Below are 21,431 nucleotides of genomic sequence, written 5' to 3'. Positions count from 1 at the left end.
CTTCTCCTCCGTATTCTTTCAGGCTTTTGAGTCGAACCGCGGCATGGCGGCCGCCGCTTTTTGCCCGGACGGCGGCCCGTATGTGGTGGGTTCATTTTTCGGATAAATCAGATCCAGCATGAATTGGGTAAATTGAAGGGAATGATAAAGGAGCATCTGGTTCAGCTCATTTTGCTGTTTCAGCTTCTTTGTGATGCCAATCAGGCTGTCCCTCAATGTTTCGAGCTGGGACCGTGCTTCCCCCGATACGGCCGCGATGCAGTCCGACAGCGTCCCATTGCCGCCGGTAAGCGTCTTTGCCAGCGTTTCCCGTTCCTGTTCAAGTGCGCCGATTGCACGGATATGGGCCTGTTCTTCCTGCGTAATTTTTTGCAGCCGTTCTATCTCCTGCTTTTTCACCGCTTCGGTTTTTTCGGTGGCAAGGATAAACAGGCTTTCATGGAGCTTCTGCAATTTTTCAAGACATCGGATCAATTTTTCCGCAGCCATTTACGCCCCTCCTTACTTGCCTGTAAAATATTTCAAAATGCCTTCAGCGGTTTTTTCCGCATCCGGCTGATAGGTTCCGTGCTGTACCTGTTGTTTTAAAGCCTCAATTTTCCGGCTCCGTTCCTGCTCAAACTGGGACGTTTTTTGCAACTGTTTCGCTTCTGAAGAAATTTCCACTTTATCCGTTTTCCGGGTGCTGGAGGCGGTTTGCTGCACATCCCGCCTGGCTTGCTGCTGATACGGATTGATCCCTGAAGTATTGACCGGATTGATTTTCATTCGGCTCACCCCTTTTTCAAACAGTATCCGTTCCATTATGTTTATTATATCGGATAAAGCTGCGCAATGTTTACTTGATGTGATAAGTCTTTTCCCTTATTTCTTCCTGCCGTTTCTTTTCTTTTTCAAAACGTTCAAGATCTTTTGCAATCGTTTTTGCACATTCTTCGCATAACTTTCCGGACTGGATTAATTTTCCGCAACGGTCGCAAGGATATGCCAGATTCGGAAAATGCGCAATCAAAAGCCGGCCGCTCCGCACCCATTTGAAAACCAGTTTTTCCGGGACATTATTTTTTTCAACAATTGTCTCGATTGTTGCCGCCCGGTTTTCACGTTTTCGCAAGAATTGAAAAACCCGTTCAAATGCAGCCTCTTCCTCGCGGTAGCAGTCTTCACACACATCGCGGACGGGATTTTTAACATACAATTTACCGCAATTCGGGCAGTTTGCCAACTCCGCCATTCGGCCCGCCTCCTTTTCCAGCACATTTGTCTTCTATCTTCTATATCGGCAGAAATTTCGTTGTGTTTAACTTCTTGCCACGGTTAACGATACAATTTTTCGGGCGCCCGCTTCACGTAACGCTTTTGCTGCATGGCGGACGGTCGAACCTGTCGTGTAAATATCATCCACCAGTAAAACGGAACGGCCTTCGATTGAAATTTCTTTTTCTATATAAAAAGTTTGGGCTTGATGAATGCGGTCAGCCCGTGTTTTTTTCGATTGCTTTTCGGCGTGGACGCGGTGAAGAATGTTAGCCGTTTCGAACCCGGCAGCACGGGCGAGCGCCTCCGCCTGGTTAAAAAGCCGTTCGGAAAGGCGCTCCGGGCTGAGTGGAACCGGCACGATGCAGTCAAATGCACGGGACTTGAGTACCTCTTTGATGCCATCCGCAAAAATGGCGGCGAGCGCATAATCCCCGCGAAATTTGAAACGGGTAAAAATTTCTTTACAAAAATCGTTGTACGTATAAAGCGAAATGTTTTCATCCAGCACGCCCGCCCATTCCGGGTCTTGTTCCCATCTAGCGCAGTCAAGGCACAGAGCTCCCTCCACATAAGAAGCATCCAGCTTGGCCAGGGGTCGGGAACATTTCGGGCAGACAGGCGGTGCAATTTTTTCAAGCTGCGCGCGGCAATCTTCGCAAAGAAGTGGTCCGGGCTGCGGAAAAATCAGCGTGCGCCAGGACAGTTTATGGGTAAGCGGCTGATGGCAGAACAGGCAATATTCATGCATCGAGCAACCCCCGCTTTCCCGCTTCTTCATTCATGGAGAGAATATGGCGCTGTGCTTTCACCATCGCATTTGATTTTCCGTAATGGAAAAACGTCACGTCCCCACTTGGGAAATCGGCGCTTCTTCCGGCTCGGCCCGCGATCTGGACGAGGGCAGCTTCCGTAAAGATAGCATCTTCCGCCCCGACGACACAGACATCAATATTCGGAAACGTGACGCCGCGTTCAAGAATGGTCGTCGTCAGCAAAAGTGGCGTTTTACAGGCGCGCATCCTTTCCACTTTTTCTTTCCGATCCGGGTCTTCTGCGTGCACCGATTCAATCGCTGGATGCAGCTGTTTAAAAACCGGCTCTGCTTTTTTCATGAGGCGGATGTTTGGGAGAAAAAGAAGCGCCTGTTTTCTGGATTCAAGCCTCTTTTTTACCCATGCTTCAACCGGAACCGGGAGCTTGCCTTTCTCAAACTTTTTTCGCCAGTTGCCTGCCCATTTGAATACAGGAACGGGGAGAGGCTTGCGGTGATAGCGGGCCGGGATCGTGACAAACGGGCGCTTACCTGCCTTGCATTCAAGCTGCCATGTTTCACTTGGTGTTGCGGTAAGATAAATGCGGGCGCAGCGGTCTTTTGCCGCTTTTTGAACGGCGCGCTGCAGCGTTTCATCGAAAGTATACGGAAAAGCGTCCACTTCATCCACAATCACGACATCAAAGGCGGATGCAAAGCGGTACAACTGGTGGGTAGTGGAGATGACGAGCTGCGCCCATTTATGGCGGTCAGGGCTGCCGCCATAAAGCGCGGCAATCGGAATATCCGGGAAAACGCGGCGGATGCGGGGGGCAAGTTCAAGGACGACATCTGTTCTGGGGGTTGCGATGCAGACGCGTTCGCCGTTTGCAAGCGCCGCTTCAATCCCTTTGAAAACGATCTCCGTTTTTCCTGATCCGCAAACTGCCCAAATCAACAGCTCGTTTTTTTGAAGAATGGCTGCTTTAACCGCTTCGGATGCGGCCTGCTGCCCTTCAGAGAGGGTGCCATCCCAATGGAGCGGGTGCCGGGGCGGGTGGAATGCGGGCGCAGGGCCTGCCCATGTGATAAGCGGCTTGCATGCGGTGACCCGCCCCATCATCAGGCAGTTCCGGCAATAAATGCTCGTTTTCCCGCAGTGGGCGCAAGGGAATTCGGCAAAAAGATGCGGCGCGCGGTTGCCGCAGCGCAAGCAGACACAGTGCGGGAATTCGCCCTGGATCGCCGGTTCAGCGCGGATCCAGCCTTGTTTAAAGTGCTGTTCGAGCAGTTCCGGTGAAAAAGGGATTTCCGGTTCGAGCAGGATCCGCCCGGCGAGGTGGCGTTGAAGCTGTTCGGAGAAAACAGAAGGCAAAGTGACCACTCCTTTGTTTTAATTGCGGGGGTGGAAAATGGGGGCGGCCCTGTTCTAACGGATTCGGGAAAATGGCAGGCAAAAGCCCGTACGGATAATGGATCACAACCGCTTTTTCGCTTATTCAATCGCGGATTGGCTGTCCGGCGGGTTTTTGGACTTGTCCCAAGAGGTAAAATCCTCCAAAGTGATTGACTGTCCGGCGGGTTTCAAGACTTGTCCTCGGGTGTGTTATGCCAAGTTTGTCCCGGATGATCCCATCATGCCGGGCTGTTCCAGCGATTTGGAACAGCCTGGCTCTTATTTCAGCATCCAGGCGATGCCGATCGCGCCTTCACCAAGGTGGGTCGCGATGACCGGGCCGAAGTAGCTGATCGAAAAGTCGACGGTTGGAAAGCGTTTTTCCAATTCATCTTTGATCTCAAGCGCCTGTTCTTCCCGATTGGCATGAATGATGGAGCTTTTTAGTGGCAAGCCTTTGGCGGCATCCTCGCCGAGCAGGTCAAAAATCCGGTTGAGCGCTTTTTTCTGGGTGCGGATTTTTTCAAACGGGACAATTTCATCATCAACAAAAGTTAATAGCGGCTTGATTTTTAACAGGCTGCCGATAACGGCCTGCGATCCGGACAGCCTTCCGCCGCGCTGAAGGTGGGTGAGATCATCGACCATGAAGTAGGCTTTCGTGGATGCTTTTAATTCATCGAGGCGGGCGAGGATGTCTTCCGGTTCTTTTCCGGCAAGCGCCATTTTCGCCGCATCAATCGCGTAAAATCCCTGTGCCATGCAGCTCCAGCCGGAATTGTAAGGGTACACTTTTATCCCTTCCACCATCCCGGATGCGGTTACGGCACCCTGGTATGTCCCGCTGATTTTTTTGGACAAGTGGATGCTGATTGCGGCATCGTAGTCTTTGGCAAGCTGTTCAAACAGTTCGACAAACTGGCCGATTGACGGCTGCGAGGATGTTGGAAGCTCGTCCGCCATGCGCATTTTTTCAAAAAACGCATCTGCTGTAATGTCAACTTCTTCGCGGTATTCTTCCTTCCCGAAAATCACATTCAATGGAATCATGTAAATCGAATATTTTTCGCGTACTTCTTTTGGAATATAAGCGGTACTGTCGGTCACAATGGCCGTCCTCATTCTTCCATCTCCCTTCCGCTTTCCTATTTTTATTTTATAGAATCAGGAACCATTTGTCAGCCGTCTTCTTTCTGCAATATGGAAATCTGTTTTGTGGCTGGTGCTTTTTGCCAAATTCCCCCTTCAAATTTCCTGCAAGTGTGCAAAATGTTTTTCATTCCTGCCGCAGATTCCCTTCACTGCAAAAATTTCCTTTCCACTTCAAGATTTCGCAAATGATACAAAATTGTAAATAATACCAGGTCCGGAAGCCAAAAAAGGAAGAATCCATATGGTTCAGCATACAATCATTCACTTGATGACGCTTTCTTTGATGGAAAAATGAATCTTTTCCAGAAAACGTTCGTGTTTTCGCCTTTTTCAAAACTTAATTTTCTGTTTTATCTGTCCTTTACAAATCATGTCATATTTTGTAGAATGTCTAAGGTAACTCAAATGGTGCATGCAACTCAGAGACAAAAGGTGTATCGTTCAGATTTAAAATATTTGAAAATTCTCCGTTGGCAAAATTATTGGATCACATCTTCATCACTGGGTTGGCTGCAAATAGAAGGAGATTTTCGACATGGAATTATTCAGGAAAAAATCAATGGATTACATGCTTAAGCAGGCCCGCGGAAAAAAGAGCCTGCAAAAAGCCCTTGGCCCCTTTGATTTGACCATGCTTGGCGTGGGGGCGGTCATCGGAACAGGCATTTTTGTTTTGACCGGTATTGTTGCTGCGCAGGCGGCAGGCCCGGCAATCATTCTGTCCTTTATTTTTTCAGGGATTGCCTGTGCGTTAACAGCTTTATGCTATGCTGAATTCGCTTCTATGATCCCTGCTTCAGGAAGTGCGTACACTTATAGTTATGCAACGTTTGGCGAGTTGTTTGCCTGGGTGCTCGGATGGGACTTAATTCTCGAATACGGCCTGGCCTGTTCAGTTGTAGCGAGCGGCTGGTCCGCCTATTTCCAGGATCTGGTACGCGGATTTAGCATCCATTTGCCGCACGCTTTAAGCGGCGCTTATAATCCGGCCAAAGGTTCGTATATTGACCTGATGGCTGTAGTGATCGTGTTCTTCCTGTCTGCTGTATTGCTGACCGGCGTGAAGGAATCGAGCAAAATCAATAATGTCATGGTCTGTATTAAAATCGGCGTCATTCTTTTATTCCTCGCTGTCGGCATTTTTTATGTCAAACCAGCGAACTGGACGCCATTTATGCCTTATGGCTTTAGCGGCATCATAAAAGGGGCGGCAACCGCATTCCTCGCTTATATCGGATTTGATGCCGTTTCGTCTGCGGCTGAAGAGGTCCGCAACCCACAGCGGGATATGCCGATCGGAATTATTTCTTCTCTTGCGATTTGCATTGTCCTTTATGTCGCTGTATCTGCAGTGCTGACCGGGATGATTCCGTATGCCAAGCTGAATGTCGGCGATCCGGTTGCGTTTGCGCTCCGGGTTGTCCACCAGAATTGGGTGGCAGGCTTTGTTTCACTCGGTGCAATTCTTGGCATTACAACCGTTCTCTTTGTCATGATGTACGGGCAGACGCGCCTTTTCTTTGCGATCAGCCGCGACGGTCTGCTTCCAAAATCGATCTCAAAACTGACGGAAAAGACAAAAACGCCGACAAGAAGCATCATCTTGACATGGCTGATGGCAACGGTTTTCTCAGCCGTTGTCCCGCTGAACCAGCTTGCAGAATTGACGAATATCGGCACTTTGTTTGCTTTTATTGTTGTCTCGATCAGTGTCATTGTGCTCAGAAAAACACGGCCGGACATCCCACGCAGTTTTAAAACGCCGTTCGTCCCGGTTATTCCGGTGCTGGCAGTAATCGCGTGTGGTTATTTAATGGTCCACCTGTCGAAAGTGACCTGGATTGGCTTTCTCATATGGTTCATCATCGGGCTTGCCATTTATTTCGGATACGGGTATCGGCACAGTGAACTCGGGCATTGGAAAGATGACAGAACACCGGCTGATCCGGTTAAAAATTGAAATAGGGAGACAACAGGAACACCTGCCCAGCGGACAAAAGAACGCCTGCATAGAATGCCGGGCAGGTATCCGGGCAGGCTTAGAAATAGAAGAACAGCGGCTTATGGGCGCCTCAAAAGCATTGCTGCCCCGGCTTGGCCGCATATCGGAAAATTGAAGCAGACATAAAGTCAAAAAAAGATTCCCGGGCGCACGCATACGCCCGGGAATCTTTTTCTATCCTGTAAATTTGCACTTGGTGATTTTCATTTCTGCGCCGGTGTTGCATGATTGTGGCATGGCGCCTGCGCACCATTCAAAGCCTTGGCATACACAAGTGTACGGCCAGGGCCTTGTTTTAGCGGACTTCAACCCACCCGTTTTTAATGGCGGTCACAACCGCCTGGGTACGGTCTTTCACTTTTAATTTTTGCAAAATATTGCTTACATGGTTTTTCACTGTTTTTTCACTTATGTATAAAGCATCTCCAATCGCCCGGTTGCTTTTTCCGTCCGCGAGCAGCTGCAGAACCTCGCATTCGCGCGGCGTGAGCAAATGCAGCGGCGGGACAACTGCCGGCGGCTGCTGGTAGGCGCCGCCCGGTGTATAGCGATTCGACAATTTGCGGAATTCTTCCACCAAATTATGGGTGATTTTCGGATGCAGGTAACTGCCGCCTTCAGCAACCACCTTTACAGCTTCAATCAGCGCATCGGAATCCATTTCTTTCAGCAAATAACCGGTTGCGCCTGATTTTAATGCGTGTGTGACATACGATTCATCATCGTGAATGGAAAGAATAATAATTTTTGTTTCCGGATATGCCTCGATCAGCTTTCTTGTTGCCTCTACCCCGTTTTGGTGGGGCATATTGATATCCATCAGAACAACATCCGGATGGTATTTTTCAATAATGTCCAGCGCCTCTTCGCCGTCTTCACCCTCGGCTACCACTTCAAATGTTTTTTCAAATTCCAAAATCCGCTTGACGCCCTCTCGGAACAACTGATGGTCGTCAATAATCGCAATTTTTACCGTCATGGTCACCTTTTCTCCTTTTCCAAGTCTAATTGCATCGGGATTTGGATAATCACCAATGTTCCCGCTCCTATTTTTGAATGAATGGAAATTTCACCATTTAAAAGGCTGACACGTTCTCTCATGCCGACAATCCCGAAAGCCCCTTCGCGGATGCTGCGGATATCAAAACCGACGCCGTTGTCTTTGACTGTCGCGATAAAACTGTTTTTCCTCAGCTCCGATTTCACCTGGATTTCCGTCGCCTTCGCATGCTTTAACGCATTTTGGACGGATTCCTGGATGAGACGGAAAAGCGCGATTTCGTAATTAGTCGGAAGCCTTCGTTCTTCCCCGAGATGCCTGTATGTAATGACCGGGCTTCCTTTATAGCTTTCAATCGTAGACAAATATTTTTTGAGCGTCGGAATCAGCCCGAGATCGTCTAATGCCATCGGCCGCAAATCGTAAATAATGCGCCGCACTTCTTTCAATGAATCGCGCACCAGTTCTTTTAACGTGCGCATTTCAGCAATGGCTTCTTCCATTCCATTTTCATGATAAACTTTTTCCACTAGGTCGGAACGGAGCAGCATATTGGCCAGCATTTGTGCGGGCCCGTCATGTATCTCCCGGGAAATACGCTTCCGTTCTTCCTCCTGCGCTTCAATGACACGCAAACCGAATTCCTGTTTATGCTTTGCATCTTCAATCGCCTCGCTAATGCTTTGCAAGTCGCTTGTTAAATAATTTAATACGACCGTTGTTTGCGAGACGAGATGATTGGCCCGGTCAATCGTATCCTTTAGTGAATGCAGCCTGCGTTCCAGTTCATTTCTTCTTTCGCGCAGCTGAAGTTCGCGCTGCCGGTTCATGGACAGCTGGATTTGGATCGTATGTGCCTTTTCATATGCTTCGCGCACTTGCTGTTCGGAAAAGTCACGGAAATGCTGGCTTACTTCCGCCAGGCGTCGCCTTGCAAATTTGGACTTCGTTTCCAGCTCATCTGTCTGCTCAATAACTTTAGCCACTGTTGCTTTGACTTCCTCAAGCTCATTGATGAGCGCATCGTAATCCTGGCGGCATCTTTCACCGATTTCAAAAATTTCGTGTTTGCTTTCTTCAACTGTTGCAACCATTTTCTCCAGGATCGCATCCAATGCTTTGGAGTCGAATGTTTTAAAAGTCATCTTACTTCCCCCAAAAGTAATAATAAAGGCTTATCCGAAAGCAGGGCAAGCCACAGCACACACGCGGCTAATGTTATTTTAACGCGAAAACCGCCGGTAAACGATCAGAAAATAAAGTATAACCGTATATCAGGACTATTTTCCCAGGTACTTTCGTAGGAAAACACGAACCGATATACGGCAGTTTCAACATATTCTTATATACTGAAATTATATCATACAAAAGCATGTTATAATGAGGGAAAAACAGGTTTTGCTAAAGGAAGGTTGCGATGTTAAAAGAATATTTTACAGTCAAAGGCGAGGCTGTGCATGAAATAGATATCCAGAAATCACGGTTTATCGCCCATGTGAAGCGGGCGGAATCGGAAGAGGAGGCGCTCCATTTCATCGCTTCTGTGAAAAAGAAGCACCGGGACGCCAATCACAACTGTTCCGCTTATATGATCGGTGAGCAGAATCTTATTCAAAAAGCAGCGGATGACGGCGAACCGGCCGGCACAGCGGGCGTTCCGATGCTGGAAGTGCTGAAAAAGAAGGATTTGAAGGATACGGCAGTCGTGGTGACGCGCTATTTCGGCGGGATTAAACTCGGAGCCGGCGGGTTGATCCGTGCGTACAGCAAAGCAGCTTCAGAAGGCATCAACGCATGCGGCATCGTCAAAAGGACGCTTACCGCCACTTTCCATGTCAAACTGGATTATACGTGGCTCGGAAAAGTCGAGAATGCGCTGCACCATTCCCCTTATGAAATAAAAGAAATCCGGTACCTCGGGCAGGTGGAGCTGGATATTTATGTAAAAGAAGGGGAACAGCATGCTTTTGAAACGTGGATTTCAGATTTAACGAACGGGCAGGCGGATGTGGCCGAGGGAGAAAAACTTTATTTGGAAACGGATGTTGCCCGGTAAAGAGAAACGCACAAATTGGAAAAAGCAGAAGCGGAAAGCCCGTCATCCGGCTTTCTGCTTTTTTATACCGCAAACGGCTGAACAAGCGCTGAGCCGGACACAACCGGCCGTGGCGGGAGATACTGAAATCTCAGCCAGATTGACGTAAAATTTGGGACTTGCAAAACAGGTTTTCAGCCGGCCGGAACGTCATCATCGTTACAATGACCAGGGGCTGCCAAAACCGCAAACCCGAAACTGCCAGTTGCGGTTGTGTGCAGGTACCGCCCCGGATTATTTATTGCGGGAACGGCCCCGGTGGATCCGGACGGCTATGACCGGTTTTTTATAAAATTTAACAGCGGCTTATAATCTTTTCCGACCAGGCCAATGCTTTCAACGAAAATTTCAATTGTAATCAGGATCACACCGATAAAAATGAGCGAGCCCCAAAGCGTCGCCATCGAGAAGATAAAGGCGGCGAGGCTGAACATGGCAGCGATCGCATAAATAATCAGCACGACTTGGCGGTGTGAAAAGCCAAGGCGCAAGAGGCAATGGTGCAAATGCGACTTATCTGGAGCCGATAAAGGCTGCTTATGGACAAGCCGGCGGATAATTGCAAAGAAAGTATCCGAAATCGGCACACCGAGAATAAGCGCCGGAATAATCAAGGAAATAAAGGTTACATTTTTAAAACCGAGCAATGACAGCACGGAAATCATGTAGCCGAGAAAAAGGGCACCGGTATCGCCCATAAAAATCTTTGCCGGATAAAAATTATAAAATAAGAACGCAATCGTACTGGCCATTAAAATCAGGCCGAGCACCGTCACATAGGCGTCCCCCATAATGATCGCCATGCCGGAAATGGTTAACAGTGCAATCGAGGAAACCCCCGCAGCGAGCCCATCCAATCCGTCAATTAAGTTGATGGCATTCGTGACGCCGACAATCCACAAAATCGTCAGCGGAATACTGAAAATCCCAAATTCCAGCTGTCCGCCGAAAGGAAGATTGATAAATTCGACATGAATACCGCTTAAAACAACAACCAGTGCGGCTGCCAGTTGGCCGATGAGTTTGACGCGCGGTGACAGCTCTCTTACATCATCAACCATGCCCGTAATGACAATAATCAAGCTGCCGAGCAAAATAGGCAGCGAATGCGAACTGTCCGGTTGAAACAGCAGCACGCCGGCGATAAAACTGATATAAATAGCAAGACCGCCTAAACGGGGCATGACTTTCATATGAACTTTTCGCTGGTTCGGCTTGTCAACTGCCCCGATCCGGATCGCCAGTTTTTTAATCAGCGGCGTCAGGAGTATTGTGAGCATAAAGCATATAAACAAGGTCAGGAATATCAATGTGCTGCCTCCTTTGGTTGATCAAAACCAATAAGGATTGAAGTGTTCGTGAACCCGCAATCGATGCCTGAGCATGATAACCGTTTCACTTCTTCTTAAAAACATTATACCTTAACTTTCTTAAAGCAATCTTAAAAAAATATTTACCCGAAATTCACTGTAACCATTATAATTGTTCTCCGACAATTTATCCACTAACATTTGAGCGATTCTACTATTTTTCATGCTTTTTCTCGCAGCAACCGCCAAAAAACATAAAAAAAGGCATCCCCGGTCACTTTGACATCAGGGATACCTTTAGATACAAAAACCGCATTGTTTAAGTGGCCGGCATCAGCAAACAAATTTTTTTGGCGGCTGGACAACCGGCATCCATGCCGCTCCCCGAGATGCCGCCCTTTCACGCTATATAAAATGAGCTTAGGCTTTCCCCTCCGAATGGATCGTTATAAAGAACGCAGTCTTCTTATCTCATCCCGCGTCACAAATTTTATTTCAATTTATATAGCATGAAGCTTTAACCTTTTTTGCAGCGGGGATGGCCCTTGCAAAGTTAACTATTGAAACAGATTTACGGCTTTGTTCACGACAAGCCCGCTGCCGCCGCGATGTTTAACATTTTCAATCAGCATCGCAACAAGCATATTCGGGTTCTTTTCGTCATATACGACGAAAAAGCCGTTTTCTTTGCCGTTTTGATCTTTTTGGCTCTTTTTCAGTTCAGCGGTGCCCGTTTTCCCCGCAAGCTGCGCTCCGGAGATATTGGCAGCGTGCGCCGTGCCGGACGGATCCGCAACGACCTGGCGGAGCATACCGGAAATCTCCCCGGTGGTTTTACTGCTTGCGGCATGTTTCCACACTTTTGTTTTTTCACCTGCAAGCAAATTTGGCTTCAGTTCATCGCCGCTGTTTAAAAACGGCGTGTAGCTGATGGCGAGATGGAGAATATTCATTTGCATCTGCCCCTGGCCATAACCCGTGTCTGCAAGCTGGATGTCACTGCTGAACTTGCCGGTGGACGAAATTTGCGATGCCTTCAACGGATACGCAAACGGAATGTCTTCCCCGAATCCGAAACCCTTCAGGCCCTTTGCAAATTTGTCCGCCCCGATATCAAGCGCGGTTTGGGCAAAAAAGATATTATCGGATAACACGAGCGCTTTTTCCATGTTTTCCGGGCTGTTATTGGCGTGGACGCGGGTCACTTTATAGCTGCCCCAGTCGGCGTTCTTTTGCCACGAAGTCCCTGTGATGGTTTTCGTTGCCGCGGTTGTTGTCGTCCCGGTATCAAGCGCGATAGCCGCAGTGACCGGCTTGATTGTTGAACCCGGCGCATACGTTAGGGCAAACCGGTTAATGAGCGGCTTATCCGGATCTTTTTCAAGTTTCGTGTAAGCGGAAGAAGACATGCCTGAAATAAAATCATTTGGGTCGAAAGCAGGCGTGCTTACAAGGGCAAGCACGTCACCCGTTTTGGGATGGATGGCCGCGGCCGTGCCGGCATCCCCCTTCATTTGATTGTAAATTTTCTGTTGCAATTCGGCATCGATGGTGACTTTGATATTCTCGCCGTTTTTCACTTTTTGCTCAGCAACGGTATAGGTGCTGCCGTCCTGCTTCTCGATGTAAATTTTTTCTCCTGCCTGGCCGCGGAGCTTTTGGTCATACAACTGTTCGAGCCCGCGCTTGCCGATTACACTCTCCGCAGTATAGCCCTTCTTTTGCAGTTTTTTCAGTTCTTCGCCAGTGATCGCACCGATATAACCGGTTAAATGCGCAGCGGCTTTTCCATAAGGATAAACGCGGGCACCAACCGTTTGCGAAGAAAAGCCCGGGATGGATGTAACTTTTTTCACGAGATCCTTTTTCTCCATCGGGACTTTTTTTAACGGGACAAACAAATGAGGCTGCACCCAGTCCTCATCCATTTTTTGTTTGATTTCGTCCGCTGACATGCCAAGCAGGCCGGCAGCTTTTTGTATATCCGCTTGTTTATCCCCTTTCAATTGTTCCGGAATGACGCCGATTTGGTACACGCTGCCGTTTTTGGCCAACGCTTTTCCGTTTCGGTCCAAAATTTCCCCGCGGACAGCGTTTTGGTCGGACACTTTAATCGTATCCCCTTTGGCCAAATGCGGGAGAATAAGATCCGGCTTCCAATTGACATACCAGTTTTCTTTTTTGTCCCGTTTTTCCTTTACAAGCGCCACTTTATCCTTGTAGGCGACTTTGCCGGCTGAGGTTTGGAACGAAATTTTGACCGGCACGGTAACTTTCTCTTTGTTTTTATAGGCATCTTTATCCAACGATTGGTATGAAACATTTAAATCTGAAACATTCAAGTCCCCGTACACTTTTTTGTACCGGTCCGCCATATCTTTTTTCGCATACGTATTTTTTGCGGAAGCCGATAAATAACTATGGTACATTTCCGCAAATTTTTCCTGCTTCCATGCTTTTACATAATCTGCAAGGCGTTCATTCGGTGTCGGCGTTTTTTCGCAACCGGCAAGGGCCGCCAAAACCCCGAGCAGCAAACCGATGATAAATACATACTTCCTCAAAAAATCTCCTCCCTGACACCGGCAAGTTTCCACCTTTTGAGAAAAAAATGGAGAAGTTTGCCGGTTTTTGTGTTACATTTGTGTTAGATAAGAAGAACTAGATTTGGAGGTAAGAACGTGGACATCATTACACAGTTAAAAGCAGACAACATGCGCAAAAAAAGTCTTCTCATGTTTATTACCCTGCTTGTTGCCCTGCTGGTCGTTTTTGTAACATATCTTTACAAACAAGAGGCCGGAATGGCTGTCCTGTACGGCGTGGAAATCGTTGTTCTTCTGGCACTGTATTTTACACTCGGGCGCGCCATGAAAAAATTCCGCTTGTTTTCTTATGCGAGCGTCATCATTTCTTATTTGTTCAGAATATATGCCACCCTTTTTGTTCAAAACAGCTTTTCCGTAGACATTTTGTTTTTCTTTCTGCTTGCTTATGCGGCATTGCAGTTTGAAAATGTCCTTTTCTTTATCGGAGCCGGTCTTGGCATTGCCGGATTTCTTGCCAGCTACTTGGTGCCGGCCGCCGATTCGGGCCTCATTCATAACCTGGTCCCGACCGCTTTGCTCTGCTATGTTTTAACCGCAATTTTATTATACGCCATGATCTACCTGCATCAAAATTTGATGGATTCTTTTCTTTTATCCATAAAGAAAACCCTTCAAACCATGGAAGATCAAGGCTCGGCTTACCGGCAGGAAATGGCGGAGATTCTTGACCGCGTTTCCAATGTGAACGACAATATTCAGACCAATTTACATGCCCAAAACGAAATGAAGTCCGCCGTTCATGAAATCTCTAAAGGCAGTGTAACCCAAAGTGAGCAGATTACGCAAATTGCCGGACACGCCGGAGATACGGTGCAATCGATGGAATTTTTAACACAAATGTCCGGTGAACTGACAAACGAATCGCTTGAAGCACAGGAAACGGCAAAAGCCGGTGAAAAGGCGGTAGAAAATTTAACGCTTGAAATCAGTGATGTGGTAGATACGATTATGGAGCTGAACAACACATTTACAGTGTTAACGCAAAAAGTGGAAGAAACGAATACGTTCACCGACAGCATCAAACAAATTACAGAACAGACGAACCTGCTTGCGCTGAATGCTTCGATTGAAGCGGCCCGCGCTGGGGAAGCAGGCCGCGGGTTTTCGATTGTTGCCGATGAAATCCGGCGCCTTGCGGAAACGACACACGAAACCACCGAAAAAATTAACCATAATTTGGCTGATTTGAACCAGAGCAACGCGGCGGCACGGGATAAGCTGGAATTAAGCAGCACACAAATTTTGACGACAGCGGAATCAAGCCAAAATGTAACCACCTATTTCCGTAAACTATTAAAAACGTTAAACGGACAGGTTGAGAAGTTTAAAGAATTCGATACGTTGTCCAAAAAAGTGACCGAAAAGGCGCATGGCGTGGAAGGCGCATCAAGCGAACTCGCGGCCATCATTCAAGAAACTTCCGCCAGCCTAGAAGAAATGTCGGCGACGATCGAAAGCTTAACGAATGACCATCATACAATTGCAGAAACGCTCAATGAAGCGGCTGCCCAGGCGGAGCAGTTCCGGGCAAAAACCGAACAAATGCAGGAAAAATTTGCCGATCAAATGATTTAGCAGACGGATATCTTAACATAGACGCACTCTAGGTTAAGGAAGACCCTCGATTTTGCCGGGTATCTTAACATAGAACGCTTCTATGTTAAGGAAGACGCGGAATTTTTACGGGTATCTGAACGTAGTCGCGCTCTAGGTTAAGAAAGACCTTCGATTTTGCCGGATATCTTAACATAGAAGCACTCTACGTTAAGGAAGACGCGGAATTTTTATGGATATCTTAACGTAGACGTGCTCTATGTTAAGAAAGACTCTCAATTTTGCCGGGTATCTTAACGTAGACGCACTCTATGTTAAGGAAGCGAGAAAATTTTTGCGGATATCTTAACGTAGTCGCGCTCTAGGTTAAGGGAGACCCTCAATTTTCCGGGGTATCTTAACAAATTTCGCTATTTCTGCCGCTTTCATTGGAAAAAAGTGCAATCTTTTCCTATAAAATGCCGAAATGGGGTACCATTGTGAAAAAATTTTGATAGAATGTTAAATAGAGAGATAAAAATATAAATGGAGGTTACACGAGTGTGAGAAAGAAAACTGTCTTTTCTGTTGCCGCTACAACCATTCTGGCCACTTCGTTTACATCGCAGGCATTTGCCCAGACATATAAAGTCCAAAAAGGGGATTCCCTCTGGAAAATTGCAAAGAAGTATAATACGTCCGTTGATGCATTGAAATCAACCAACCATTTGGCATCTGACACGATTTACCCGAACCAGGTACTGAACGTTTCAGCGTCCAAGGCAAAAGCTTCGGCCCGTTCTGTTTCGGCCCCATCCTCTTCTGCCAAAACGTACACGGTCAAGCCGGGGGATACATTGAGCACGATTGCCTTAAACCACGGCATATCGGTTTCAAACTTAATGAGCTGGAACAAGCTCTCTTCATCGCTGATCCATCCCGGTGACGTATTGGCTGTTTCCAAAGGGGCAGATTCCGCTTCCTCGTCCAGTTCAAGCAGCAGTTCGCGTTCAACCGGCAGTTCCAGTTCCACGACTACATACACAGTAAAAAGCGGAGACACATTATCCGGCATTAGCAAACAGTTTGGGACAACTGTCAGCAAGCTAAAATCTTTGAACAATTTAAGTTCCGATTTGATTTTTTCCGGTCAGAAGCTGAAAGTAACCGGTAGCAGCTCATCCGGTTCCTCCACATCGGGAACGGCAGGCGCTGCAAGTTCAAACAGTTCCGGTTCCACGGCTACGGCTACATACACGGTAAAAAGCGGAGACACATTGTCCGGCATTAGCAAACAGTACGGAATCACCGTCAGTAAGCTTAAATCTTTGAACAATCTGAGTTCCGACTTGATTTATGCCGGCCAGAAGCTGAAAGTAACCGGCAGTCCGTCCGATTCTTCCAAATCGGTCACAACAGTCGATACAACTTCAGGCAGTACCCATTCTGTATCTTCTTTAATCAGCATTGCGAACAGCTTAATCGGCACGCCGTATGTTTGGGGTGGTACGAGCCCGTCCGGATTTGACTGCAGCGGTTTTATCTATTATGTATACAAAAAAGCCGGGTACAGCATTTCCCGCATGTCCGCAGCAGGCCTTTATAACCGTTCTTACTATGTGAACAGCCCAAAGGCAGGAGATCTTGTCTTCTTTGAAGGCACGTATGGAACCAATCCGAGCGCGATCACGCATGTTGGTATCTATCTCGGCGGCGGCCGGTTTATCGCCGCGAATTCCGATGGCGTATCTGTTTCTTCTGTCGGCTACACGTACTGGAAATCCCATTTTGACAGCTATAAACGTTTCTATTAATGTTCTATAAATTGAACCAAAAAAACCGCGGATCTTCCGCGGTTTTTTTGCATCTGAACCGGCTTGCCCCGATTTGATTCTTCTTACATATAAAATTTAAAGCGGCTGCCGGCGTATTGCGCTTTGACATATTCAAACGGTGTACCGTCTGAAAGCGAAGTCACGCGTTCAATGGACAGCACCGGTGAACCCGGGGCCACTTTTAACAGTTTTGCCAGCCGTGCGCTCGCCGCAACGGCTTCGATTGTCTGGTACCCTTTTCCGAGCCGCAATCCCTTTTCCCGTTCAAGAAACTGGTAGAAAGAACGGTTTAATTTTTCTTCAGTAAGCCCTGCCGCAATCCTTGCCGGGGTGATGATCGATTCGAATACAATCGGGATCTCATCCCCGTAGCGGAGCCGCTCGATATGAAGAACGTTTTCCGGCTCTTTCAGCGTGAGTGCCTCCATTTCCTGCACGGAGGCTTCCCTTTCAAAAAACGCCACGATTTTATTCGAAGCTTTCATCCCGCGCTCTTCCATCAGCCGCGTAAAACTCATCCGCCCTTCCAAAGGCTGCTCCACCTTATGTTCGCTGATAAACGTGCCGCTTCCCCGTTTTCTCATTAAAATGCCTTCATCCACCAAACCTTGTACCGCCTGGCGGACTGTCATTCTGCTCACTTCAAAAAGATCGCTTAACACCCGTTCAGACGGAATGGCTTCGCCTGTTTTCCATTCCCCCTCCCTGATTTTCTTCCGGATTTCTTCCTGAATTTGAAAGTAAATCGGGATCGGGGAGGTTTTGTCAATCATGGCGCTTCCCGGCATCCTCCAGCAAAGAAGCGGCATCTTCATCGGCAACGACAACGACATTCGGATGCATTTGCAGAACGGATGCCGGGCAGGCTTCGTCCACCGGCCCTTTGATCATGCTGCGGACCGCTTCAGCCTTACTTTTGCCGAATGCCAGCAGTACGATTTTTTTCGCGTCCATAATCGAAGCAATCCCCATCGAAAGGGCGCGATCCGGCACATCTTCTTCTCTTTCGAAAAAGCGCCGGTTTGCTTCCCGCGTCGATTCGGTCAGTTCGACAATATGGGTTCTGGAATCGAAGGAAGTGCCCGGTTCATTAAAGCCGATGTGCCCGTTTTTACCGATGCCGAGCACTTGTAGGTCGACCGGATGCGTTTTTAAAATTCTTTCATACCTTGCACATTCTTCTTCGAGGTCTTCCGCCGTTCCATCAGGCAGATACGATTGTTTAAAATTCATATGCGAAAACAGTTCTTTTTCCATGTAATAACGGTAGCTGTGTTCATCGGTATCTTTGAGGCCCACATATTCGTCAAGATTCACAGTGGTAACGTTTGAAACGTCCAGTCCGGCATGCCGCATGTAAGCATACAGCTTCAGCGGCGTGCCGCCCGTTGCAAGCCCGAGCGTGCGGATTTGCCCTTCCCGAATCCCTTTTTCGATCAGTTCATAGGCGTATTTTGCTGCTTCATCGCTTGTTTTAAAAATATGCACATCCATTTTTATCCCCGCTTTCAAAGATGATATGTTTTTTTACCAGATCTTTACTGGTTGTAAGACTCTTTTACTGCGCGACTGGTTATTTCCGCTCTCCAAGGTGATACGTTGCTTTCGCTCGTAATTGTTCATCCAGCAGTACGAAATCGGCATCTTTCCCGACCGTAAGACTTTTTTTATCGCGCGACTGGTTCACACCAGTCTGTGTGTGTTATTCCCGCTCTCCAAGATGATACGTTGCTTTCACTTGCAATTGTTCATCCAGCAGTACAAAATCGGCATCTTTCCTGGCCGTAAGACTTTTTTTATCGCGCGACTGGTTCACACCAGTCTGTGCGCGTTATTCCCGCTCTCCAAGGTGATACGTTGTTTTCACTTGCAATTGTTCATCCAGCAGTACAAAATCGGCATCTTTCCCGGCCGTGAGACTTCCTTTTTGTTCGAGGCCAAACTCGCGCGCCTGGTTCACGGAAGTCATCTGTACCGCTTCTGCAATCGAACAGCCGGTAAATTTCATAATGTTGCGGAATGCATCGTCCATCTTTAAGATGCTGCCGGCAAGCGCACCATTTTCAAGCCGGGCTTCCCCATTTTTCACCAGCACTTTCTGGCCGCCGAGCTCCGACTCCCCGTCCGGCAGCCCTTTCGCCCGCATCGCATCAGTAATGACGGAGATTTTTTCCGGCCCTTTTATTTCATACGTGAACTTCACCATATCCGGATGCACATGGATACCGTCAACAATCAGTTCAACTTGTACATAAGGCGACAGCAACGCATGCCCCGCAACGCCAGGCTCGCGGTGGTGCAGGCCGCGCATGCCATTATAAAGATGGGTCGCGTGTGTTGCCTTGCTTTGTAAAAGTTCAGCACGGACGGCATCTGAATGGCCCATGGAAGGCACGATGCCGCGTTCAATCATCACATTTTCAAATGCCCGTGCACCTTCATTTTCAGGGGCATAGGTGACAAGCTTAATGAGATTGCCAGAAGCTTCAACCCACTTTAAAAACAGTTCCGTGTCCGGCGCCTTAATATATTCAAGCGGCTGGGCCCCCGCTCTTTTTTTCGAAACAAACGGCCCTTCGAGATGAATGCCTTCGATCGTTGTGCCCCCTTTTTCTTTTGCCACTTTAACGGCGCGCAAGGCGGCTTCGATTTTTCCGTAATCCTGGGTCATCGTTGTCGCGAAAAAGGAAGTCACCCCTTCCTGCCGCAACTTTTGGCTTAATGTAACGAGCGCCTCCGGATCGGCATCCATCGCATCAATGCCATAGCCGCCATGGATATGGACATCAATCATGCCCGGGATAGTTGTCATCCCTTTCCCGTCGATCACTTCTTCCCCTGCTTTCGGCCGGTAATCTGCCATTTTGCCGGTTTCAATGATTTTATCTGTAAACCGGATAAATCCGTCTGCAATATGTTCATTCCCTGTATAAAGATTGCTGTGGATCAGCACTTTTTCCGTCAACGGAAAACACCTCTTTTTTAAAATTTATATAGTTGTCTATACCAATTATCATTCATGATGTGTCAGATGTCAATCTTTATTATGGGGAAATGATTTCTTTTTATGCAGATTCTTTCCTGAGTCTAGAAATCTATTTTTCCGCGGCAAGTTGATATATACTAGAAAAAGTGCAGAACGAACAAATCATGGAGGACTTTTTATGAAACAAACCAATGTCAAGGCGGTCACAATCGCCCTGTTTGTGGCCACCTTTTTAACAGCCATTGAGGGGACGATTGTCAGCACCGCGATGCCGCGGATTGTGAGCGACCTGAAAGGGATCGGCGTGATGAACTGGGTATTTGCCATTTATTTGCTCACTTCAGCAGTAACGGTTCCAATTTTCGGGAAGCTTGCGGATTTGTACGGTCGCAAAAAAATTTTCACGGCCGGCACCGTTGTTTTCCTTGCCGGTTCGACATTGTGCGGGCTCGCCGGTTCGATGGGCCAGCTGATTGTGTTCCGTGCCATTCAGGGAATCGGGGCCGGGGCGATCATGCCGGTTACGAATACCATTGTTGCCGATATTTATCCGCATGAAAAACGGGCGAAAATGCTCGGGTTTATGGGCGCGGCATGGGGCATTGCCGGTGTCATCGGGCCTCTTTTCGGCGGTTTCTTTGTCGACCAGCTCACCTGGCACTGGATCTTTTTCATCAATCTGCCGTTTGGTCTGATTTCCGTTTTGATGGTCATCCTGTTTTTACATGAGCAGGTGGAAAAAACGGAAAATGCAATTGATGTATGGGGGGCTGCCACCTTTTCCGCCGGGATGCTTGCATTGCTTTACGCCCTACAAAAAGGCGGGGATACAAGCGATTGGGGAAACCCGGTGATTATAGGATTATTAGCTGGTAGTGTCATTCTCCTTGGTTTATTTATATGGATTGAGTACCGGCATCCGGATCCATTAATGCCGCTTTCGTTGTTCCACGTCCGGGCCATTTCGGTTTCAAATCTGGTTTGTTTTTTGGGCAGTGCTGTTCTGATGGGGATTAACGTGTATATTCCGATGTGGATCCAAGGGCTTGAAGGGCATGGCGCAACGCTTTCCGGCCTTATGCTGGCACCGAGCCCTGTCCTGTGGATGCTCGGCTCTTTTGCCGGCGGAAGGCTTCAGTTGAAATACGGGGACCGTTTGGCGTTTTTAACGGGGATGGCCTTCATCTTGGGAAGCACTGCCTGGCTCAGCTTGTTTTCATTGGGAACGCAGGAATGGAGTTTTTACGTTTTCTCCGCCATTTCCGGGTTCGGGTTCGGGATTGTGATGACGATCTCGCTCGTTTCGGTTCAGTCGGCGGTGGACTGGTCTTTGCGCGGGGCGGCGACGGCTTCGAATACATTTTTCCGGAATCTCGGGCAGTCGGCGGGTTCCGCTGTATTCGGTACGTATTTCAATGCAAAAGTTGCCGGGGAACTTGCGAAGGGCAATCCGGGCGGGTTTACGACGAATTCGCTGAACAGGCTGATCAATCCGGAAAGCG

18 protein-coding genes are annotated in these 21,431 nt (G+C 48.0%); 5 read left to right on the top strand and 13 right to left on the bottom strand.

Translation table 11 applies throughout. The annotated features are described in order from the left end of the window. Nucleotides 1-18: 18 nt before the first annotated feature. The 6 genes from P9687_RS03420 to P9687_RS03395 all read right to left on the bottom strand — a co-directional run bounded on the left by P9687_RS03420 (nucleotide 19) and on the right by P9687_RS03395 (nucleotide 4,529). The gene (locus P9687_RS03420) at nucleotides 19-489 is read right to left on the bottom strand and encodes a flagellar protein FlgN (protein WP_014095889.1); all 471 of its coding nucleotides are present in this window, start codon (nucleotides 487-489) and stop codon (nucleotides 19-21) included. Between the two features lie 12 nt (nucleotides 490-501). Then, entirely contained in the window at nucleotides 502-768 is a 267-nt protein-coding gene (gene flgM / locus P9687_RS03415; RefSeq protein ID WP_014095890.1) for a flagellar biosynthesis anti-sigma factor FlgM, read from the bottom strand. A 70-nt stretch (nucleotides 769-838) separates the two neighbouring features. Next, nucleotides 839-1,234 carry a TIGR03826 family flagellar region protein gene (locus P9687_RS03410; protein WP_328228543.1) on the bottom strand — a complete coding sequence of 132 codons (396 nt, stop codon included), beginning with the start codon at nucleotides 1,232-1,234 and terminating at the stop codon, nucleotides 839-841. A 66-nt stretch (nucleotides 1,235-1,300) separates the two neighbouring features. Then, nucleotides 1,301-2,008, bottom strand: a complete 708-nt coding sequence (locus P9687_RS03405) for a ComF family protein (RefSeq protein ID WP_251460336.1) — start codon at nucleotides 2,006-2,008, stop codon at nucleotides 1,301-1,303. Further along, nucleotides 2,001-3,386, bottom strand: a complete 1,386-nt coding sequence (locus tag P9687_RS03400; protein ID WP_328228542.1) for a DEAD/DEAH box helicase — start codon at nucleotides 3,384-3,386, stop codon at nucleotides 2,001-2,003. The genes P9687_RS03405 and P9687_RS03400 overlap by 8 nt, the downstream gene beginning before the upstream one ends. 300 nt (nucleotides 3,387-3,686) lie before the next feature. Continuing rightward, on the bottom strand, nucleotides 3,687-4,529 hold the full coding sequence (locus P9687_RS03395; RefSeq protein ID WP_328228541.1) for a DegV family protein: 843 nt from the start codon (nucleotides 4,527-4,529) through the stop codon (nucleotides 3,687-3,689). A 565-nt stretch (nucleotides 4,530-5,094) separates the two neighbouring features. Between P9687_RS03395 and P9687_RS03390 the strand changes: the two genes are divergently transcribed. Continuing rightward, on the top strand, nucleotides 5,095-6,519 hold the full coding sequence (locus tag P9687_RS03390; protein ID WP_328228540.1) for an amino acid permease: 1,425 nt from the start codon (nucleotides 5,095-5,097) through the stop codon (nucleotides 6,517-6,519). 337 nt (nucleotides 6,520-6,856) lie between these two features. Here P9687_RS03390 and P9687_RS03385 read toward each other — a convergent pair whose 3' ends face one another. Both P9687_RS03385 and P9687_RS03380 read right to left on the bottom strand, forming a co-directional pair. Beyond that, a complete protein-coding gene (locus tag P9687_RS03385) occupies nucleotides 6,857-7,540 on the bottom strand; it encodes a response regulator (protein ID WP_026684742.1) in 684 nt (227 codons plus the stop codon). A 2-nt stretch (nucleotides 7,541-7,542) separates the two neighbouring features. After that, nucleotides 7,543-8,706, bottom strand: coding sequence for a sensor histidine kinase (locus P9687_RS03380; RefSeq protein WP_328228539.1), 1,164 nt, complete (start codon nucleotides 8,704-8,706; stop codon nucleotides 7,543-7,545). 272 nt (nucleotides 8,707-8,978) lie between these two features. Between P9687_RS03380 and P9687_RS03375 the strand changes: the two genes are divergently transcribed. Continuing rightward, a complete protein-coding gene (locus tag P9687_RS03375; protein WP_328228538.1) occupies nucleotides 8,979-9,617 on the top strand; it encodes a YigZ family protein in 639 nt (212 codons plus the stop codon). 311 nt (nucleotides 9,618-9,928) lie between these two features. Here P9687_RS03375 and P9687_RS03370 read toward each other — a convergent pair whose 3' ends face one another. Beyond that, entirely contained in the window at nucleotides 9,929-10,966 is a 1,038-nt protein-coding gene (locus tag P9687_RS03370; protein ID WP_328228537.1) for a glycosyltransferase family 4 protein, read from the bottom strand. Between the two features lie 557 nt (nucleotides 10,967-11,523). Next, the gene (locus P9687_RS03365) at nucleotides 11,524-13,530 is read right to left on the bottom strand and encodes a penicillin-binding transpeptidase domain-containing protein (protein ID WP_328228536.1); all 2,007 of its coding nucleotides are present in this window, start codon (nucleotides 13,528-13,530) and stop codon (nucleotides 11,524-11,526) included. A gap of 117 nt (nucleotides 13,531-13,647) precedes the next feature. On the opposite strand from P9687_RS03365, the gene P9687_RS03360 reads away from it, so the two are divergent. After that, nucleotides 13,648-15,150 carry a methyl-accepting chemotaxis protein gene (locus P9687_RS03360; RefSeq protein ID WP_035182261.1) on the top strand — a complete coding sequence of 501 codons (1,503 nt, stop codon included), beginning with the start codon at nucleotides 13,648-13,650 and terminating at the stop codon, nucleotides 15,148-15,150. 521 nt (nucleotides 15,151-15,671) lie between these two features. Further along, nucleotides 15,672-16,922 (top strand): C40 family peptidase, encoded by a 1,251-nt coding sequence (locus P9687_RS03355; protein ID WP_014095902.1) that lies wholly within the window; start codon nucleotides 15,672-15,674, stop codon nucleotides 16,920-16,922. A gap of 83 nt (nucleotides 16,923-17,005) precedes the next feature. Here P9687_RS03355 and P9687_RS03350 read toward each other — a convergent pair whose 3' ends face one another. From P9687_RS03350 to nagA, 3 genes are all read right to left on the bottom strand, one after another. Beyond that, nucleotides 17,006-17,716, bottom strand: coding sequence for a GntR family transcriptional regulator (locus P9687_RS03350; RefSeq protein ID WP_014095903.1), 711 nt, complete (start codon nucleotides 17,714-17,716; stop codon nucleotides 17,006-17,008). Further along, nucleotides 17,709-18,437, bottom strand: coding sequence for a glucosamine-6-phosphate deaminase (gene nagB / locus P9687_RS03345; protein ID WP_014095904.1), 729 nt, complete (start codon nucleotides 18,435-18,437; stop codon nucleotides 17,709-17,711). Before nagB ends, P9687_RS03350 begins: the two co-directional genes overlap by 8 nt. A 337-nt stretch (nucleotides 18,438-18,774) precedes the next feature. Next, on the bottom strand, nucleotides 18,775-19,908 hold the full coding sequence (gene nagA / locus P9687_RS03340; RefSeq protein WP_014095905.1) for an N-acetylglucosamine-6-phosphate deacetylase: 1,134 nt from the start codon (nucleotides 19,906-19,908) through the stop codon (nucleotides 18,775-18,777). Nucleotides 19,909-20,107: 199 nt separating this feature from the next. Here nagA and P9687_RS03335 point away from each other — a divergent pair. After that, a partial coding sequence (locus P9687_RS03335) for an MDR family MFS transporter (RefSeq protein ID WP_328228864.1) occupies nucleotides 20,108-21,431 on the top strand: 1,324 nt, incomplete at its 3' end.

It is taken from the genome of Weizmannia sp. CD-2023 (genome assembly GCF_036225245.1).
Lineage (GTDB): Bacteria > Bacillota > Bacilli > Bacillales > Bacillaceae_C > Weizmannia > Weizmannia faecalis.
Note: the sequence above shows the minus strand (reverse complement) of the source record. Positions and strands in the feature narration are given on the sequence as shown.

What these genes read in the sequence shown, in the direction of transcription:
- P9687_RS03420 (WP_014095889.1), bottom strand. Translation starts at nt 489, where the DNA reads ATGGCTGCGGAAAAATTGATCCGATGTCTTGAAAAATTGCAGAAGCTC.
- P9687_RS03390 (WP_328228540.1), top strand. Translation starts at nt 5,095, where the DNA reads ATGGAATTATTCAGGAAAAAATCAATGGATTACATGCTTAAGCAGGCC.
- P9687_RS03350 (WP_014095903.1), bottom strand. Translation starts at nt 17,716, where the DNA reads ATGATTGACAAAACCTCCCCGATCCCGATTTACTTTCAAATTCAGGAA.
- P9687_RS03375 (WP_328228538.1), top strand. Translation starts at nt 8,979, where the DNA reads ATGTTAAAAGAATATTTTACAGTCAAAGGCGAGGCTGTGCATGAAATA.
- P9687_RS03395 (WP_328228541.1), bottom strand. Translation starts at nt 4,529, where the DNA reads ATGAGGACGGCCATTGTGACCGACAGTACCGCTTATATTCCAAAAGAA.
- P9687_RS03385 (WP_026684742.1), bottom strand. Translation starts at nt 7,540, where the DNA reads ATGACGGTAAAAATTGCGATTATTGACGACCATCAGTTGTTCCGAGAG.
- P9687_RS03410 (WP_328228543.1), bottom strand. Translation starts at nt 1,234, where the DNA reads ATGGCGGAGTTGGCAAACTGCCCGAATTGCGGTAAATTGTATGTTAAA.
- nagB (WP_014095904.1), bottom strand. Translation starts at nt 18,437, where the DNA reads ATGGATGTGCATATTTTTAAAACAAGCGATGAAGCAGCAAAATACGCC.
- P9687_RS03380 (WP_328228539.1), bottom strand. Translation starts at nt 8,706, where the DNA reads ATGACTTTTAAAACATTCGACTCCAAAGCATTGGATGCGATCCTGGAG.
- P9687_RS03405 (WP_251460336.1), bottom strand. Translation starts at nt 2,008, where the DNA reads ATGCATGAATATTGCCTGTTCTGCCATCAGCCGCTTACCCATAAACTG.
- flgM (WP_014095890.1), bottom strand. Translation starts at nt 768, where the DNA reads ATGAAAATCAATCCGGTCAATACTTCAGGGATCAATCCGTATCAGCAG.